This is a genomic window from Cnuella takakiae, from assembly GCF_001953305.1.
GTDB classification, from domain to species: domain Bacteria; phylum Bacteroidota; class Bacteroidia; order Chitinophagales; family Chitinophagaceae; genus Flavisolibacter; species Flavisolibacter takakiae.
In genome coordinates this window covers 5290177-5307639 of sequence record NZ_MTFE01000010.1, presented here as the reverse complement: position 1 = coordinate 5307639, position 17463 = coordinate 5290177, and the positions used below count along the sequence as shown (strand labels likewise).

The 17463-nt window shown below is 50.0% G+C and carries 13 protein-coding genes; 7 read left to right on the top strand and 6 right to left on the bottom strand.

From position 1 onward, the window contains the following. Positions 1 to 4: 4 nt before the first annotated feature. From BUE76_RS22695 to BUE76_RS22680, 4 genes are all read left to right on the top strand, one after another. Complete coding sequence (locus BUE76_RS22695) at positions 5 to 1636, top strand: RagB/SusD family nutrient uptake outer membrane protein (RefSeq protein WP_073041663.1); 1632 nt, start codon at positions 5 to 7, stop codon at positions 1634 to 1636. A 168-nt stretch (positions 1637 to 1804) separates the two neighbouring features. Continuing rightward, positions 1805 to 4165, top strand: a complete 2361-nt coding sequence (locus BUE76_RS22690) for a glycoside hydrolase family 127 protein (protein ID WP_073041665.1) — start codon at positions 1805 to 1807, stop codon at positions 4163 to 4165. Positions 4166 to 4682: 517 nt separating this feature from the next. Next, the gene (locus BUE76_RS22685; protein ID WP_073041667.1) at positions 4683 to 5108 is read left to right on the top strand and encodes a response regulator; all 426 of its coding nucleotides are present in this window, start codon (positions 4683 to 4685) and stop codon (positions 5106 to 5108) included. A 228-nt stretch (positions 5109 to 5336) separates the two neighbouring features. After that, positions 5337 to 5945: an HPP family protein gene (locus tag BUE76_RS22680; RefSeq protein WP_073041674.1), complete on the top strand. Its 609-nt coding sequence runs from the start codon at positions 5337 to 5339 to the stop codon at positions 5943 to 5945. A gap of 11 nt (positions 5946 to 5956) precedes the next feature. On the opposite strand, the gene BUE76_RS22675 is transcribed toward BUE76_RS22680, so the two are convergent. From BUE76_RS22675 to BUE76_RS22660, 4 genes are all read right to left on the bottom strand, one after another. Next, positions 5957 to 7039, bottom strand: a complete 1083-nt coding sequence (locus BUE76_RS22675) for a calcium:proton antiporter (RefSeq protein ID WP_073041676.1) — start codon at positions 7037 to 7039, stop codon at positions 5957 to 5959. Positions 7040 to 7133: 94 nt separating this feature from the next. Beyond that, entirely contained in the window at positions 7134 to 8243 is a 1110-nt protein-coding gene (locus BUE76_RS22670; protein ID WP_073041679.1) for an AI-2E family transporter, read from the bottom strand. A 637-nt stretch (positions 8244 to 8880) separates the two neighbouring features. After that, positions 8881 to 9741 (bottom strand): helix-turn-helix domain-containing protein, encoded by an 861-nt coding sequence (locus BUE76_RS22665; RefSeq protein ID WP_073041682.1) that lies wholly within the window; start codon positions 9739 to 9741, stop codon positions 8881 to 8883. 106 nt (positions 9742 to 9847) lie between these two features. Next, the gene (locus tag BUE76_RS22660) at positions 9848 to 10756 is read right to left on the bottom strand and encodes an alpha/beta fold hydrolase (RefSeq protein WP_073041684.1); all 909 of its coding nucleotides are present in this window, start codon (positions 10754 to 10756) and stop codon (positions 9848 to 9850) included. Between the two features lie 243 nt (positions 10757 to 10999). On the opposite strand from BUE76_RS22660, the gene BUE76_RS22650 reads away from it, so the two are divergent. Continuing rightward, entirely contained in the window at positions 11000 to 11380 is a 381-nt protein-coding gene (locus BUE76_RS22650; RefSeq protein WP_073041688.1) for a winged helix-turn-helix transcriptional regulator, read from the top strand. A gap of 252 nt (positions 11381 to 11632) precedes the next feature. Here the strand turns inward: BUE76_RS22650 and BUE76_RS22645 are convergent, their stop codons facing one another. Then, entirely contained in the window at positions 11633 to 11956 is a 324-nt protein-coding gene (locus tag BUE76_RS22645; RefSeq protein WP_073041691.1) for a hypothetical protein, read from the bottom strand. A gap of 20 nt (positions 11957 to 11976) precedes the next feature. After that, positions 11977 to 12771, bottom strand: coding sequence for an SDR family oxidoreductase (locus BUE76_RS22640; protein WP_073041693.1), 795 nt, complete (start codon positions 12769 to 12771; stop codon positions 11977 to 11979). A gap of 190 nt (positions 12772 to 12961) precedes the next feature. Here BUE76_RS22640 and BUE76_RS22635 point away from each other — a divergent pair, with 190 nt between their 5' ends. Both BUE76_RS22635 and BUE76_RS22625 read left to right on the top strand, forming a co-directional pair. Further along, on the top strand, positions 12962 to 13882 hold the full coding sequence (locus tag BUE76_RS22635; RefSeq protein ID WP_073041695.1) for a hypothetical protein: 921 nt from the start codon (positions 12962 to 12964) through the stop codon (positions 13880 to 13882). 1195 nt (positions 13883 to 15077) lie between these two features. Next, positions 15078 to 16568: a calcineurin-like phosphoesterase C-terminal domain-containing protein gene (locus BUE76_RS22625; RefSeq protein WP_073041699.1), complete on the top strand. Its 1491-nt coding sequence runs from the start codon at positions 15078 to 15080 to the stop codon at positions 16566 to 16568. Positions 16569 to 17463: the final 895 nt, after the last annotated feature.

Here is a 17463-nt window from a genome sequence, read left to right as displayed (position 1 = left end):
TTGTATGAAACATACCCATAAAATCATTGCTGCCCTTTTTGCAGCTGCGGCACTTGCCGCAAGCCCTTCCTGTACCAAGCTGAAGGACACGCCCTATACCTCCATCGTTTCCAACCAGCTAAACGTAAACAGCGAAACGATTGCTGCCCTGCAGGGTGCGGCCTATTCCAACTGGCGTTTTGTGATGCTGGACTGGGACGGGCTGTGGCGTGCCCAGGAGCTTTCCGCCGACCAGGAAGTGATTCCCGGCCGACCCAACGGCTGGGTAGACGGCGGCGTATACCGCAGGATACACGAACATCGCTGGACGGCCGATGAAGGCATCGTGGTAAATACCTGGAACCGCACCTTTGCCGGCATCACCAATTGCAACCGGCTTATTTACCAGATCGAATCGGGGCTCATTCCGCTAACCACCAACAAGGAAGCCGTGCTGGCCGAGTTGAAAGTGCTGCGGGCATCCTACTACTATATTCTTTGCGATATCTTCGGCAATGTGCCCATCGTAACGCAGTTTGACCTGCCCGCGGGCTTTTTGCCCGCCCAGAGCACCCGGAAGCAGGTGTACGAGTTTGTGGTAAAAGAACTGACGGAGAACATCCCGCTGCTGAGCGAGAAGAACGATGTTACCACCTATGGAAAATTCAACAAATGGGCGGGTTATACGCTGTTGGCAAAAATGTACCTGAATGCCGAAGTGTATGCAGGCACACCCGAATGGGAAAAATGTATTGCCGCCTGTGATGCCGTGATCAATTCCAGCGGGGGCTACCGGCTGGAACCGGACCAGAAGAACGTGTTTCGTACGCAAAACCAAAGCTCAAGGGAGCTCATTTTTGCCTTGCCGCTCGACGAGGATTTTACCAACAACTGGAATGCCTTCGACCTGCACATGCAGTCGCTGTCGCCCGAAAACCAGAAGACCTACAACCTGCTGTCTTCGCCCTGGGGTGGTATGTCGGCCATTCCGCAGTTTATCAGTTCCTACGATCCTGCCGACCTCCGCTTCCAGCGCAACTGGATCAGGGGCCAGCAGTTTTCTGCCAGCGGCGAACAGCTGGTGGTGGAACTGGGTGCTTTTAAAGGCAAGCCGCTCAACTACCTCAACGAAGTGCCCAGTATAGCCAGTGCCGAATCGGTACATGGTTACCGCCTGGGCAAGTTTGAAATTGCCCAGGGTGCCAACGTGCAGCTGAGCAACGACTTTCCCGTATTCCGGTATGCCGATGTGTTGCTGATGAAGGCGGAAAGCCTGCTGCGCACCGGCCGCGAAAACGATGCGGCCACCATTGTAACCCAGGTGCGCACAAGGGCATTTCCCAACGACCCGCAAAAGGCAACCGTTACCGGGGCGCAGCTCAAAGGTGGCAGTAGCTACGACTATGGCCGCAGGGATATCAACCGCACTACCAATGAGGGTGGCGGCGATATCCTGTACGGAAGATTCCTGGACGAACTGGCCTGGGAGTTTGACCAGGAGGGCAGGAGACGCCAGGATATGATCCGCTTTGGTGCATTTACCCGCAAGTCGTGGCTTTCGCACGATGCAACCAATGACCCGAATAAGATCATATTTCCCCTGCCCCGCCCGGAACTTGCCAAAAACCAGAACCTAAAGCAAAACCCCGGCTATTAACAAGCTTTGCCTTGTAAAAACAAACCTATATGTATCAATAAGAAAAGCTCCGGTGCCGGAGTTTTTCTTATTGATAGGGTACCGGTAAAAGCTGTACAGCTTTATATAACTTTCAGGGCTGCATTATTGATCTGAACCCTGTCAAAAAGGTTTCGACACCTAAAGCGTATGAAAAATATTGTTTCGATTTGTATGATAGCCCTGCTGCCGCAACTTGGATGGGCCCAGGGGCGCCAGTTGGAAGCGTTTCCGCTCAGCGCCGTTCGTTTGCAGAAGAGCCCTTTTAAGCAGGCACAGGAAACCGATGCCCGGTATATGCTGGCCATGAGCCCCGACCGGCTGCTGGCGCCCTATTTGCGCGAAGCCGGCCTGGAGTCGAAGGCGGCTGGCTATGGCAACTGGGAGGGCACCGGCCTCGATGGCCATATTGGCGGCCACTACCTTTCGGCGCTGGCCAAAATGTATGCCTCCACGGGCCGCAAGGACCTGAACGACCGCCTCAGCTATATGATTGATTGGCTGGAAAAATGCCAGCAGCAAAACGGCAACGGCTATGTGGGTGGAGTGCCCGGGAGCAGGCAGCTTTGGGCCGATATTGCAGCTGGCAAGATCAATGCGGGCTCTTTCTCACTCAACGATAAATGGGTGCCCTGGTACAATATCCACAAGCTGTATGCAGGTTTGGTGGATGCCTACCAGATTGCCGGCAACCAAAAAGCTAAGGACGTCCTGGTAAAGCTTTCGGACTGGTGTTTGGACCTGACGCGCAACCTTTCGGATGCGCAGGTACAAAACATGCTGCGCAGCGAACACGGCGGCATGAACGAAGTGTTTGCTGATGTGGCCGCCATCACCGGCGATGGGAAGTACCTGGCGCTGGCCCGCAGGTTTTCGCACCAGCGGATTCTGAATCCTTTGCTTCAGGGCAAAGACTCCCTTACCGGCATGCACGCCAATACCCAGATACCCAAAGTGATCGGGTATATGCGGGTGGCAGAAGTAGGCGGCGATACCGCCTGGGCCAATGCTGCCAACTTTTTCTGGAATACCGTTACTGCGCACCGCACCGTTTCTATTGGCGGCAACAGTGTACGGGAGCATTTTCACCCGGCCACTGATTTCTCTTCCATGCTGGAATCGAAAGAAGGCCCGGAGACCTGTAATTCGTACAACATGCTCAAGCTGACCAGGCAATTGTTCCTGGCCAACTACGCAGCCGATTATATGGATTATTACGAGCGGACGCTGTACAACCACATCCTTTCCTCGCAACATCCCAAGGGCGGCTTTGTATATTTTACCCCCATGCGGCCCCGGCACTACCGTGTATACTCGCAACCCGACCAGGGTTTCTGGTGCTGCGTGGGTTCGGGCATCGAAAACCACGGTAAATACGGCGAGCTGATTTATGCGCACAAGGACAAAGACCTGTTTGTAAACCTCTTTATTCCCTCTACCCTCAGCTGGAAGGAACGGGGCATACAGGTAGTGCAAAGCGGGAAGTTTCCATTTGAAGAGCGCTCGCAGCTAACGCTCACCTTGAGCAAGCCACAGCAGTTCACCCTTTTTGTACGGCAGCCTTCCTGGGTAAAGAAAGGTGGTATGAAGATCAGGGTAAACAACAAGGACGTGCCTTTTACTACCAATGATGCATCTTATGCGGGTGTAAGCAGGATGTGGAAGTCGGGTGATGTGGTTACCATTTCCCTGCCCATGGAAACCAGGAGCGAAAAGCTGCCCGATGGTTCCAATTGGGTTTCGTTTACCCATGGCCCGGTAGTGCTGGCAGCAGCCACCGACACCACGGGTTTGCAGGGGCTCAGGGCCGACGACAGCCGGATGGGGCATATTGCCAACGGGCCGCTTTATGCTATTGAAGACGCACCCTTGCTGGTATCCAGCCAGCAAAACTTGGAAGCTTCTTTGATGCCCGTTAAAGGAAAGCCGCTGGCATTTACCGCCAGCAGCCTAATTTACCCGCAGCAATACAAAAACCTGGAGCTGGTACCGTTTTTCCAGATTCATGATGCCCGCTATATGATCTACTGGCCGGTAACAACCAGCGATAGCCTGGCGCTGCGTCAAAAAGCCATACAGGAAAGGGAAAAGACCAGCCTGGCACTGGAGGCCCAGACCATCGACCAGGTGGCGCCCGGCGAGCAGCAGCCCGAATCGGACCATGGTTTTAAAGGTGAAAAGACGGAGTCGGGTGTGTTCCGCGACCGCCACTGGCGGCATGCTACCGGAGGCTGGTTCAGTTACGACCTGAAGGACAGCAAGAAGGCATCCCGCAAACTGCGCATCACCTACTACGGCGGCGACAAGGACCGGACCTTTGATATCCTGGTCAACGATACCTTGCTGCAAACGGTGGTATTGAATGGCAACCAGGGCAACAACTTTTACGAAGTGGATTATGATTTGCCCCAGCAACTGGTACAGAACTCCGGTGGCATGCTGCAGGTAAAATTTGCGGCACACCCGGGTTCGGTAGCAGGTGGCATTTATTATGTGCGGTTGATGAAATAAAGCAATCGAAAGTTACCCAGGCATTGTATGGGCACACCGGGTTGCGCTATCTTAATTTAAAGCCGGTTAGTGGTAAGTACCTGCATCGTAACAGTAAATAAACCCAATAAGTAACCGATAACAGCACAGGCCTGTCGTTTCTACGGCAGGCCTGTGCTGTTATCGTGCTTGTATCAGGGTATATTCTGCAAGTCATAGTGTGCATAGTTAAGTCCTGTTTGCAAAAGCATATCAACTGTATGGCTAAGCGCTGCATGCAGGCAGTTGCTCCTGTAGCAATACTCATGTGGGGTGGTTTGTATGGAAAAAGAAAATTATTTATACAATCTAAAAAGGATACTGAAAGTTGTTCTTAAGTCCGGTTGGTTAACCCGATTCAACCTTCAACAAAAGATGCTGTACCAATCTTGTGGATAAGTAGTGGTTAATTTGGTCAGTATAAATACTTATCCGTGGCTACGGCATTTACTATATTTGCCGTGATTCCCCGCACTATTGTACCCTATTCGTAACCTGCATGCTTGTATTAATCGTAGACAATGATCAACAGGAGTTGGCATTAACAGACGACCTGCTTAAGTCTGGTGTGCCTGGTGTTTGCACCATGCATGCTGTAGATGTTCTTGGGATGCTGAACAGCATTGAAGACTGCTATGTTTCCGGAGACAGATTGCCCGATCTGATCTTGTTGGAATTGCACCTGCCGGGTATGGATGGTCATCGTGCATTGCAGGAACTGAAGCTCAGGAACGCAACGAAAAATATCCCTGTTGTTTTCTACTCGCGTACAAAGAACCCAAGAAATTACCTGCTTGCCTTGCAACTGGATACCCCGCTTTTCTTAAAAGGGGAAACGCTTTTTGACAAAGCAACAGCAATCAATAAAATTATTCATTGGTATCAATCGAACCGGCAGGTGGCTATGCACGCCGGTCAATATTGAACTGTTAAACGCAATCATAGGTACGGACATGGCCCTTTGTTTCTACAAGGGGCATTTTTATGTAGGTATAACCTGCTTTCACCAGGCTAACAGGGTTTTCGCATGTTGCACCTCTAAAGAAAATAACCCCGGATATCAGCTGGTGTCAGGCACTGCTCTAAGGAAGCTGCGCAGGTGCTGTAAACATTATCATATTATATTTGCCGGCCATTTATAGGTGTACCCCCGATGGTTCAAAAGAAAATAAAACGGGCAATAAGAATTTCGAAATACATCATCTACAAAGAAACCCTTGTAGACTACCGGGAGATCTTTTGGTCTTTCGTTGGCGCTTTTACGGGAATCCTGCTCATTGCATTATTGCACAACTCATTTCTGTCTGAACTGGAAAATGTATTCCTGATCGGCTCCTTTGGAGCATCCAGCGTGTTGGTGTATGGGGCGGTGCAAAGTCCGATGGCACAGCCGCGAAACCTGATTGGTGGCCATGTGCTTTCTGCATTGATTGGTGTAACGATCTTTAAAGTCTTACCGGATATTATTTGGCTGACCGCACCGCTTGCCGTTGCTCTATCCATTGTCGTAATGCAGGTCACCAAAACACTCCATCCTCCAGGCGGAGCCACCGCGCTCATTGCGGTGATCGGCTCACAGAAAATAAAGGCCCTTGGCTTTCTATACGTCTTTGCGCCTGTGCTTACCGGCGCATCCATCCTTTTGCTGGTGGCCGTTATTTTCAACAACCTGACGCCTAACAGAAAGTACCCCACAACCCAACAATTTACAAAGCGGCTTAGCAAGCTTGTTTTGCCAAGGCGCAAGTACCTCAAGTTTTAAAGAGCGGCATCTTATGGAACAATGGTGGTAAACAAATACACGGCAAACACCACCAACAAAACCACGCCTTGCAGGATTGTTGTGCGACCGGTACTAAAGGATAAGATAATCGTAAACAGGGACAGCATCAGCAGCACCATTGATTTTGCATCGATGCCCAATGTTACCGGAAAGCCGGTAATGAGGGAGGCAATCGCTACAGCGGGAATAGTCAACCCGATGCTTGCCAGTGCAGAACCCAGGGCCAGGTTCAGGCTGGTTTGCAACCTGTTTTTGCGGGCGGCCCTCAGTGCGGCAAAGCCTTCCGGAAGCAAGATCACAAATGCGACGATAATACCTACGAGTGATTTGGGCGCACCTAAATCAAGCACCCCTTTTTCAATGGTTGGGGACAGGGCTTTGGCAAGAAACACCACAATGCCCAGGCAAAGTAAAAGGAACAGGGTGCTGAGCAGGGCCACGCGGGTAGTGGGTGGTTCGGCATGTACTTCCTCGTCGGCTTCGGCGGCAGGCGGCAGAAAATAATCCCTGTGGCGCACTGCCTGTACAAGGACAAATGTTCCGTACAACACAAGTGAGATCACGGCAACAAAGATCAACTGGCTGGTATTATAATAGGGTCCTGCAATGCTGGTGGTATAGTTGGGCAGGATAAGGGTGAGCACGGTAATGGCCATCAGCGTTACTAGGGCAGAACTGACGCCATGACGTCCAAACACCTGCTCGCCATAGCGGGCTCCTCCTGCTAAAAGGCACAGGCCGATCATGCCGGTCAGGATGATCATGACTGCAGCGAAAACGGTATCACGGGCAAGGGTAGCAGTATCTGTGCCACCCGCCAACATCAAAGAAACAATCAGGGAAACCTCGATGATGGTAACCGCAATGGCAAGCACCAGGGTGCCAAAGGGTTCGCCCACTTTGTGAGCTATCACCTCGGCATGGTAAACCGCTGCCATTACCGCGCTCATAAGGGAAATGCCAAGGAGTATTGCAAAAAAGGTGTTGCCTGCAGGAGGTGCAAAAAAGTACAACAGCCAGGCAAGTACCGGCGCTATAATGGTCCAGATGGGAATGGGTAGTTTTAGCTTCATGGTTATTTGTAGATTTTAATGGTGGTGCTGTAATACAGGCCCGTTCCGGTAAAATGTTTTATTGCACTGAAGGGAAATGATCTGCAGCGCTGCATTAACCGATTTGCTGATTTTCTTTTTGCCTGCTTGTTTTGGGATGAATGATCGCCATTATCCTGGACGGAAGTTCCGGGTCCTCCGGCAGGCGCCGTTCGTAGAAGTTCTCATAATAGGCTTTGAAGATCGCTGTCAGTGGCGTTGCCAGCAGGATGCCCACAAAGCCAAAGGCGGCACCCATGGCAAGTACCATGAACAGGATGGGAACGGGGTGAATGTTCATGGTGTTGGATCTTAATTGCGGCATCACAACATCGCCCATCACTTCATCCATCACGATGAAAAACACGGCAACCCAAATGGCTGTAGCATTGCTGATGGATAAAGCTACCAGCGTTGGCGGAACAGCCATGAGGTAAAATCCCAGTTTTGGAATCAGTTCGGCAAACAGGGCCAGGGCACCCCATACCCAGGCTCCGGGCACCCCCAGCAGCGATAGTACGATCACCGTTGCCACCGCTTCAATAAAGCCGCCAATGACATTTGATTTGAACCAACCCGACAGCATGACCGCAGCTTCCTGGAATGCCTTTGTAGCCGGCTCGCGCTGCCTGGGATGGAAAAAGGAAAAATACAATGTTGCCAGTGGTTTGGGATTTACCACCGCGTATACAACCATGCTGATAATGATGATCAACAGCAGGATGACGTTCAATACCGAAAGAGAAATATTGCCGATGCGCAGCAATGCCTGCGAAAGGGAGGGCAGTCCTCCTGAAAGCCCACCGGGGCTTGATTTGGTTGGTGCCTCCATGCCCGGTATCACATCCAGCCAGTCTGCCAGCCGCTTTTGAACTACTTCAATGTATTGGAGCAGGTTTTCCAGCAGCACCTGGAGTTGCTGGTTCACCTTGGGCACTACAATCCATGCAATCAAACCTATAACAAGGAGGATGGCCAGGAATACGGCCAGGGATGCCCAACCCCGCTTCCAGCCTTTTTGCTCCAGGTCGCCAACCGGCTTGTTGATGACCACGGCGAGCACCAGGGCAACCAGCAACAACAAAATTGCCGAATACACCTGCCCCAACAGCCACAAAGCAATGGTAGTGGCCGCGGCAAATAAAATAACCCGGACCAATGTGCGGTATAATGCTGCTGCGTTCATCCGTAAGAGTTTAAGGTTGGCGCCTGCAATATGGGAGCGCTTCCATGAAACCCATGCAATGGTGTTGCCACGGTGGATGTGGTATGGACCAGCTGTACAAATTGAAGGTGCTGGCCTTGCTCCGGTAGGCTGCCAGGTCCGGGTACCTGTTTTAAGCTTTACGTAAAGCCTAAAGCCAGTGAGGCCTGCCGGCTTTCGCCTCAGGACCTGTTACCCGAAGGGTTCGTCCGGTTACCTCCCGAATGCCTGCTTTACAGGAGGTGGGTATGGGTGCTGATAAAAAATCCAATGTTCTGATATGCGTTAACCATTAACCTGCAGGTTTTGCCGGGTTCCCATGTATCTTTTCTGGGTGTTGGACTATCCGACAATTGAGTATATCAAGCTATACTTAGACCAGCAGATTATAAGGGAGGACAGAGCATATTTAAAAGCCACTGATGGCAACAATTGCCCTGACTTCTGACTACCAGCGCCTAACAGGTGTGCTTGTGGCGCAACATAGCCAATGAGCACACAAGAATATAAGGCGGACAGTATGCCCATCAGGAGGTCATTTGGTTTTGGAAAATGCATAAAAATGTTTCTCTGGTAAATGTGCTCAGTAGGTGTGGCAGGGGCGTATGCCTGAATACCATCACGATGGAGCGGACAGGTACCTGGATCGAAAGGAGGAAGGGGGCTCACCGGTTTTTACCTGGAACTGGCGACTGAAGTAGGCAGGGTCTTCATAACCCAACTCATAAGCTATTTCCTTTGCAGACATGGATGTGTGTACCAGCAGCCTTTTGGCTTCCAGCATCAGCCGGTTCTTGATTACTTCGTTTGGCTGTGGAAGATGTAAACGCTTGAATTTATGGGTCAATGTTTTTGGAGCCATCAGCAGCAGGTCGGCATAATCGGCAACCCCATGTTTTTCCTTGTAGTGTTTTTCAACCAATAGGGTAAACCGCCTGAAAAATTCCAGGTCATTGTTTTGCTGCATCATCCCGGTATCAAAATGCTGCTTTTTCCAAAGCCTGGTGGACTTGATCAGGAGCTGCTTCAGGTAAGTGCGAAGCATTTCTTCCTGTGATGATTCAGTGAGTGCAAACTCTGCTTCAATCTGTTCAAACAGGTAATTGATAAAGCTGGCTTCGGCTGCTGCCACTGCGGTCATCGGCATATTGTTGCTGTTGTTGAACAACAGGCCGTCGCAGGCCACTTCTTCATCGTGTATCTGGATACAGTAAAAGTCGCGGTTGTAAAAAATAAAATGACCCGTTTCGGTGCCGAACTGCTCTACCTGCAGGTATTGGTTCGGGCTTACACAGAATAGGGAAGGGGTTTGCGTGTGGTAGGTTTTGAAATCCACCTTGACCGTATATCCTGCAGGCAGGTAGACAATCTTGATGAAGGATTTGTAGTTCTCTGAGTTGATCAGCAGCGCCGTTTCCTGCGCTACCGGAAGGAGCCCTATTTTTTTAGGGCCTACATCAAAAAGCTTTTGCTGTGTCATAACCAATCTTAAAACGGCCGACCGGGAAATTAGTGTTTTGCTTTTTACCGGGTAAGCCAAAAAACATGCAGCGCCTTTCGATCGCCGCATGTTTTAGACTTACCCACTATCCTTTTGCAAACTTCTCCAGTTCTGTATTGAATTTCTCCATCTCTTCTATAAACAGCGCATGCCCGCTGTTTTCAAACTTAACGATATAGGAGTTCCTGATGCCTTTGTGGAGTTGTTCGGCAAAGGCAAAGTCACAGAGTTTGTCCTGGGTGCCATGGAAGATTGCTACCGGGATTTTGATCTTCGACAGCGCGGGCCGCAGGTCCAGGTCGCGCAGGGCGGTAATGGATTCCGTAACGGCGTAGGGCGATGCTTCCAGGTTGATCGTTTCCAGCCATTTCTCCATGTTTTTGCTGATGGCACCTTCCCTGGCCGGAAAGCTGGCGCCAAAGCTTGCTATGAGGTCCTGGCGCCCGGTCATGGTGGTTTTGATCAAGCCTGCCGCATCTGCATCGGAGATGCCGTACGGGTAGCCCTCACGCTGCTTCCAGGAGGGAGCCGCGGCGCCAAACAGGGCCAGTTTGCTTACATGGGCACTGTTGTATTTGGTAACATAGTGCAGCACAACAGCACCACCCATGGAAAAGCCGCCAAGCACCGCGTTATGGATATTCAGTTTCTCCAGTACGGTTTTGATATCATCTGAGAACACGTCAAAATCATAGCGGCCAAAAGGTTTGTCGGACTGGCCAAAACCCCGCAGCGAAATACCGATTACGCGAAATCCCCGGCGCACCAGGTACTGGTACTGGTATTCGTACATGGCATTGCTCAGGGGCCATCCGTGTATCAGTACGATGGGCTGTCCTGCCCCCAGGTCCGTTACGTGCAGGCGAACGTTTGGCTCTACCTCGACAAAGCTGGCCCTTCCCGCGGACGCTGGTACTCTTTTCCCCTGCGCTGAAGCGGATCCCGTGGAGAGTAAGGTTGCAAAAAGCAGGAGGGTGGCAATAGCTGTTTTCATTGTTTTGTGTTTATTAGTGATCATTTTGGTTTGTTTGTTGATGACACAAAGTTGGTTTGAATAAGCCCGCGGGTAAATGGACGAAAGCAGATGATGCTTGCATTTTTTTCCCTGCCTGGTTTTTTATGGCTGAGCGCAAGCACGAATATTTTATTGCAGCAAGGCAAGGGCAGCTAGGGAATAATTATTCCCTGCGGTACTTTTCATCGGTGGTATTTAAATTTGCTTTATATAGAAACGCTTATGTATGAACGGAAAATCGCCATCGACGACCAATGTGGGCTGGACCTGCTGCGGGAGGTTCTGAATGGCAAATGGAAGTTTCACCTGTTGTGGTACATCGGCAACGGGGTGCAACGACCCAGCGAGCTGGCCCGGAAGATACCAGAGGCTGCACGTCGTGTACTGAATATGCAACTGGCGCAATTGGAAGAACACGAACTGGTAAGCAAAAAGGTTTATCACCAGTTGCCCCTGAAAGTGGAATACAGCCTTACGGAAAAAGGCCAGTCGCTGCTGCCCCTGATTGGCGCACTGGGTTATTGGGGCGATGACAACCGCGATTTTTTACAACGGGTGATTGGTAAAACCAACCGGTTCAGTTCACCGGCAGTTGCTGTATAAGTTCGTAGGAGTAACGAAATGAATTATGTAGCAGGATGCTCGGCAGCGATGCCTGCGGGTTGTTGCACACAACGCTACAACCAGGTTGGGGTTTGTTTGTGCGCCTGTGCTGTTTGATAAAATGGCTGTGTCAATAGGAGCAATTGTTTTTATAAAGGCAAAAGGAAAAATCAAAAATTGCTGTCGCCGGAGCAGCTGCACTTTTTGAATTTTCCTTTTTATTTACGCTCAACCAAATCAAGCGGGCAAAGGTCAAACGGCAATCTTCAATGATTGGATAAGGTCATCCGCTATTTGCAAATGATACTTCGCTACAATCGGGCTGCCTGGAAATGTGCCCGACACCTGGGTGGTGAGCACGCCGCCCCCTTCCGTTTCTGCATAACCCATCGGCTGCAGGGTTGTTTGGTACTCCTGGTTGGTTTGTGCATTCCACTGTTGAATGGCCATTCTTCCCTGGTGGGTTTTTCCTTCATCGAACACCACGGCATCTGCTGCGAAAAAGTTGGCAAAGGCTGCGCTGTCAAATTGTTCCTGTGATTTGATCAGCCCGGTAACTACATTGGGTAAATTCATGTTCCTGTTTTTTTATGTGATTAAGTGGTGGGTATGGTTCCACCGTCTATTACAAACTCGGTACCTGTCAGGTAGCTGGCCCTGGGCGAAACAAGGAAGCCGATCAGTTCGGCTACTTCAGCGGGTTGCGCCGGCCGGCCAAAGGGTATACCGCCCAGCGCCTGCATTACACTCCGGGTAGCTTCCTCGGTAGTGGTATTGCCAGTTTCGGCAATGCGTTGCATCATTTTTTCCGAACCGGAGGTCATGATCCAACCGGGCGATACCGTTAACACCCGTACGCCTTTGGGTGTTACTTCATTGGACAGGTTCTTACTGTAGTTGACCAATGCTGCCTTAGCTGCTGCATAAGGCAGCGTGGAATCGAACAATGGCAGCCTCGCCTGTATGGAAGCGATATGAATGATCACGCCGGTGCCGCGGCTGATCATATGGGGCAAGAACCCCTTGTCCAGCCGTGCCGGCGCCAGCAGGTTTGTTTGCAGTGATGCTTCCCAGTCGGCGTCCGTCAATACTGCAAAGCCTCCACCCGCTGTGTCGGATCCGCCAAGGTTATTGATCAGGATATCCAGGCCGCCATAAGCCGCCAGAACTTCCTGCACCACTTTAGCAGTCCCTTCGGCCTTGCCCAGGTCGGCCGCAATAAAGTGCTGTTCCGTGTTTTTGTTTTCAGGTGCATTCCTTGCCGTGATGACCACCTTTGCACCTGCCTGCTGCAACCGGTCTGCTATGGCTTTGCCGGCTCCCCGGGTGCCACCGGTAACCAGTGCAATTTTTCCGGACAGCTCATTGTTGCTATAAAATGGTGTTTCCATTGTTGTTATTTAAGGCAAAGTTCCAGGCCGTGGTGATGCCGCACAAGTAGGGCATACAGATTCACATAGGGCTGAATTATTCCCATGTACCAATTGTAATTTGGAAGAGAAAGTGGAGACCTGCGGCCATACTTTTGCCAGCGACATTTTAGGAGCAATAGTTTTATTTCAATACGAAACCCTAACCATAATGAACACCCGCATTTTAGGCAGTTTTATCTGTGCCTTGCTGCTATCTACTTTTACCCGTGCGCAGGTGCCTGAACAAAAAAGAAAGGAGCCCCTTTCCAGCCGCGTGTCAACTGCTCCGGAAAGCGTGTTCTCCCTATTTCGGGATGCCGGAATGAACCCAGTCAATCACCCGTTGCATGCGGATGAAAAGGCAGCAGTTGAAAAGGCCATCGCCATATTGCCGCCCTTGCATCAACGCATCCTGCAAATGCATTTGCACAGCATCAGTTTTATGGACAGCATGCCGAATAATGCACTTACTTCCTTACTGGAAAGTGGGGACTCCGCTAAACAGTTCAACATCACTTTTCGGGCGGGCATGCTTTCGGAAACCATTTCTGAATGGGTTGCTAAAAAAGAATATACCTCATTTAGCCAGGCTGCTGACCAGGAGGTGCAGCTTATTGCTGATGCCGGCACCCTTAATGCCATCCAGTATGTTTTTTTACACGAAGCAACCCATATAGTTGATGCGGTGCTGAACCTGACCACGCACCCGGACAACAGCGATACGCTCCTGAAACCTACGCCTTTTACAAAAGGCACCTGGCGCAAGAGGAACCAGCCTGTGCCTATGTATACCGATTTGCTATTGGACCACGCAAGGCAGCGTAACCGGAGTGTTTCCATCGTGTCTGCACCGGCAGTATACCGCGCCCTGCAGCAAACACCTTTCACCTCCCTCTATAGCATGGCCGCATGGTCGGAAGATATTGCCGAACTGGTCACCATCTATCATTTGACCCGAAAGCTAAAGCAGCCTTACCGGATCATAGTTAAAAAGAACAACACCGAGCTGGCTTCCTTTGAGCCCATGCGCAATAAGCTGGTAAGAAAACGCTTGAAGCTGTTGCGGCAGTTTTACGATGACGGTGTATAGCTAATGCAGATGCTTTACTTATAGATTGACTTTGTTGTGGGTGGTGCTTTCGGTATTTTATCCTGAGCAATTGTTGCCGGCCGGTGCGCTGCCAGCTTCTTGTTCAAAACACAAGGACCAGGTTGATTGGGAAAGCATTTTGATACCTTAATTCATGGCAACACATACTTCTTTACCAACACAACGATTTTCTTATCCATGGTTTATGCTGCTCAACCGATTGCTCAGTGAATGCTATATGTTTTAAGTGAAGTCTCTTTTATATTCACCGTTTACAGATCTCATTTAGTTTAGTTTTGGTTGCGGCCCCTGTTTTTACAGGGGCTTATTTTATTTTCCCTATTGAGGCCGGTTCTATGTTTATTCCGGTACTTCTGTGTTACCCCCCACAGCAATTGAGAAAGCTGCCCGGTAGTATTTATATAATAAAGGATCAGGAAGCACAGCCTTACTTATAGGTATACCTTAACTCTGACCATTATTACCTGGAACCTTTACCGGATGGACAAAAGAAAGGTCACTGGGTGGAGTTGTATGGTAATTGCGCATTGTATAAGCGAAGCCGGAAACACTAACATGCGGCCACATGGGGAAAGGTATGGAGCAGAAAGCTTCATGCGCTCATCTTTATCGAAGTAAGGGTAAGTAAAACACTATTTCAGCTAATGGCTTTTCTTCATATTGACATAACAGCTTCTTAATATCCTGGTAATACAGCTGGTGCAGTTTCGTAATTCGTATGATGGATTACAGAACCCTTAGCCAATGCTTATCGGGTATCAGCAAGCAAGAAAAAGCTAAACCGACAGCCAAACGATTTTATAGTGATTCCCGATGTGCACATGGGCACGAGGTGGAGCTGCGCTAAAGTGTTACTTGATTATATTCCGGAAATCAATCCCCGCACTATCGTCCCTAACCACAACCGATATATGGTGTGGCATGCCAGTTTGCTACCGGTAATCATTGCGCAGCGCTCATGCCTGGATGGGGTTGAGGGATATGTGGATGTACTTCAAAAGATCATGCAGTGGCTGGGTGGCAAATTGAAGGATGCCAGGGGCATTGTAAGTGCAGGTGCTAGCGGGGTCGGTTTCAAGTGTCGGTATAAAAACAGGATCCTTTTCCAGATTGTAGCAGGTATTACAGCCTTCTTGCTATTCCGTAGTCAACCCAATTAACCTAATCAAAATTTATGTTCAACAGACGAAGCTTTCTTAAATCATTTGGTCTTATAGGTGCAGGCGCAGTGGCTCCTGCAGCAGCTGTAAAAGCGGCATCAGGCAACAAGACAAGTGCCGATGCTTCCTTAGTACAGGTAAAGGGAAAAGTGAGCAGTGCCGGTAAGGGGCTGGAAGGTGTAGTAGTAACCGATGGCCTCCATGTGGTACGCACGGACAGAGCCGGCAACTTCAGTTTTGTTTCACCTGATACCGCCGAATTTGTGCACATCAGTGTACCCAGTGGCTATGCTTTTCCTAATGACAAGGGGGTGGCTCGGTTCTACCAGCGTATTGCCGCGGCAAATGGTGCCTTCACTGCTGACTTTGCCCTGGAAAAGCTGGCGGCAGACGACCGTAAGCACAACTTCGTGGTATGGGCCGATCCGCAGGTGATTTCGGAGCAGGATGCCACCGAACTGAAAACCAGGTCGGCACCGGATCTGAAAGCACTGGTAGCGTCCTATCCAGCCGGAACCCTCTTTCATGGTATTGGTTGCGGAGACCTGGTTTGGGATCATTTTGAGTTATACGAAGATTACCGGGAGGCCATCCGGATTTCCGGGATTCCTTTCTTCAATGTTATTGGCAACCATGACATGGATCTGGATGCCCGTGCGGATGAAGCATCTGCACGCACCTTTAAAAAGGAATTTGGCCCTACTTATTATTCGTTCAACCGTGGCGCCATCCATTATGTAGTGCTGGACGACGTGTTTTTTGTGGGTACAGCCAAAAAATATATTGGTTACCTCACGGAACAACAGCTTGCCTGGTTGGAAAAAGACCTAGCGATGGTGCAGCCCGGTAGCACGGTAGTAGTAAACCTGCACATTCCAACCAATACAGGTGCTGCCCGGCGCGAACAAAAGGAAGAGGAGATGGGGGGCACGGTGCAGAACCGCAAACAGCTGTACCGCCTGCTGGCGCCTTTCAAAGCACATATCATGTCGGGGCATACGCATGTAAGCGAATCCTGGACAGAAGGTAATATCACCGAACATGTGCATGGTACGGTATGTGGGGCCTGGTGGACGGGGCCTATCTGCTCCGATGGTACACCCGGTGGCTATGGGGTATACGAAGTAGAGGGCAGCGACATCAAATGGTATTACAAAGGCGTGGGCCTCGACCGCAAGGAGCAGCTAAGGGTATACGCCAAAGGACGCGACAAGGCGAACCCCGACCTGTTGGTAGCCAATGTGTGGAACTGGGATAGGAACTGGAAAGTAGCATGGGCAGAGGACGGAGTAGTAAAGGGTTCAATGGAGCAAAGGATAGGGCTTGACCCTTGGGCGTTTGAATTGTATGGCGGGCCTCAATTACCAGCCAAGCACAAGTTTGTAGAACCTACCCACACCGATCACCTGTTTTATGCGGCTCCTTCAGCGGGTGCCAAAGAGGTCACGGTGATTGCAACAGATCCTTTTGGAAATACTTACCAGTCCAGTATAAAGCTGGCTTGACTTTGATGGGTGCCCACAGATGCATTTCCGAACAAGGATCATAGTAAAAGGTGATGCAGCCCGCAGCCAATGTGGATGAAACTGCCGGTAAGGTTAGTGCTCCTTTTTGGATGTACCTTCTTGTTCTTTATTGTTATTACAGGGGTAACCATTCCTTTACATAGCAGTAACATAAAGGGTTGATTTTTGCTACAGTAAAAGCTACCAATTTGGCTGTGAAGCAGCATATCATTTTGGATGCTTTCAGAAAGGATTTGCAGCCCCTGGTTGAAGTGTTGCCGGCAGGTACTTTGTTCAGGTAAAAATATTACTCCCTGTAAGAGCGGTGAAGATTAGTGGGAATTCCCAATCAATCTAGGTGGAGCAGGTGGAATCACAAAGCAGGTGTAAAAGGTAGGAGGCAGGAGGGTGGATGGGCTGCTATTGTTTGATACAACGAGATTGTCTGTTTTTAATACTGACTTGCGTATGCTGCACGTGTGTGAAGTGTTCGGTTCTGAAGCAGGCGATACATTTTGGTTTGTACCTAGTGTAAAAAGGACCACTCCGGCTAGCCATACTGCTTCAGGAAAATCCAGGTAGGGTGAGGTTTGGGTAAGATAAGTTGTAAGGTCCTGGATAAAAGAAGACAGTAACCAACTAAAGATGACACCAATTTAGATAGACAGAAACGAGGCGCATTTCTATGCGCCTTTCTTATTTGCGGTAAGTGGAAGGACGGACCATGGGGCGTCCTTGTAAAACCAAAGAACAACATCAAAAGCGTCAGGCAGGGCATTGCCCACCTTTGCTATTTCAGTTTTTTAACTGATTATAGCTTATGAACCTTATCCATTTTGCTTGTTCAAAAAACCATGCAGCTCCCTGTTCTGCTTTTTAAAAGGGTTCAGACAAT

Excerpts from the sequence above, each read along its gene's own strand:
- BUE76_RS22625 (WP_073041699.1), top strand. The coding sequence starts at position 15,078 with ATGTTCAACAGACGAAGCTTTCTTAAATCATTTGGTCTTATAGGTGCA.
- BUE76_RS22650 (WP_073041688.1), top strand. The coding sequence starts at position 11,000 with ATGTATGAACGGAAAATCGCCATCGACGACCAATGTGGGCTGGACCTG.
- BUE76_RS22640 (WP_073041693.1), bottom strand. The coding sequence starts at position 12,771 with ATGGAAACACCATTTTATAGCAACAATGAGCTGTCCGGAAAAATTGCA.
- BUE76_RS22665 (WP_073041682.1), bottom strand. The coding sequence starts at position 9,741 with ATGACACAGCAAAAGCTTTTTGATGTAGGCCCTAAAAAAATAGGGCTC.
- BUE76_RS22685 (WP_073041667.1), top strand. The coding sequence starts at position 4,683 with ATGCTTGTATTAATCGTAGACAATGATCAACAGGAGTTGGCATTAACA.
- BUE76_RS22670 (WP_073041679.1), bottom strand. The coding sequence starts at position 8,243 with ATGAACGCAGCAGCATTATACCGCACATTGGTCCGGGTTATTTTATTT.
- BUE76_RS22635 (WP_073041695.1), top strand. The coding sequence starts at position 12,962 with ATGAACACCCGCATTTTAGGCAGTTTTATCTGTGCCTTGCTGCTATCT.
- BUE76_RS22690 (WP_073041665.1), top strand. The coding sequence starts at position 1,805 with ATGAAAAATATTGTTTCGATTTGTATGATAGCCCTGCTGCCGCAACTT.
- BUE76_RS22675 (WP_073041676.1), bottom strand. The coding sequence starts at position 7,039 with ATGAAGCTAAAACTACCCATTCCCATCTGGACCATTATAGCGCCGGTA.
- BUE76_RS22680 (WP_073041674.1), top strand. The coding sequence starts at position 5,337 with ATGGTTCAAAAGAAAATAAAACGGGCAATAAGAATTTCGAAATACATC.
- BUE76_RS22645 (WP_073041691.1), bottom strand. The coding sequence starts at position 11,956 with ATGAATTTACCCAATGTAGTTACCGGGCTGATCAAATCACAGGAACAA.
- BUE76_RS22695 (WP_073041663.1), top strand. The coding sequence starts at position 5 with ATGAAACATACCCATAAAATCATTGCTGCCCTTTTTGCAGCTGCGGCA.
- BUE76_RS22660 (WP_073041684.1), bottom strand. The coding sequence starts at position 10,756 with ATGAAAACAGCTATTGCCACCCTCCTGCTTTTTGCAACCTTACTCTCC.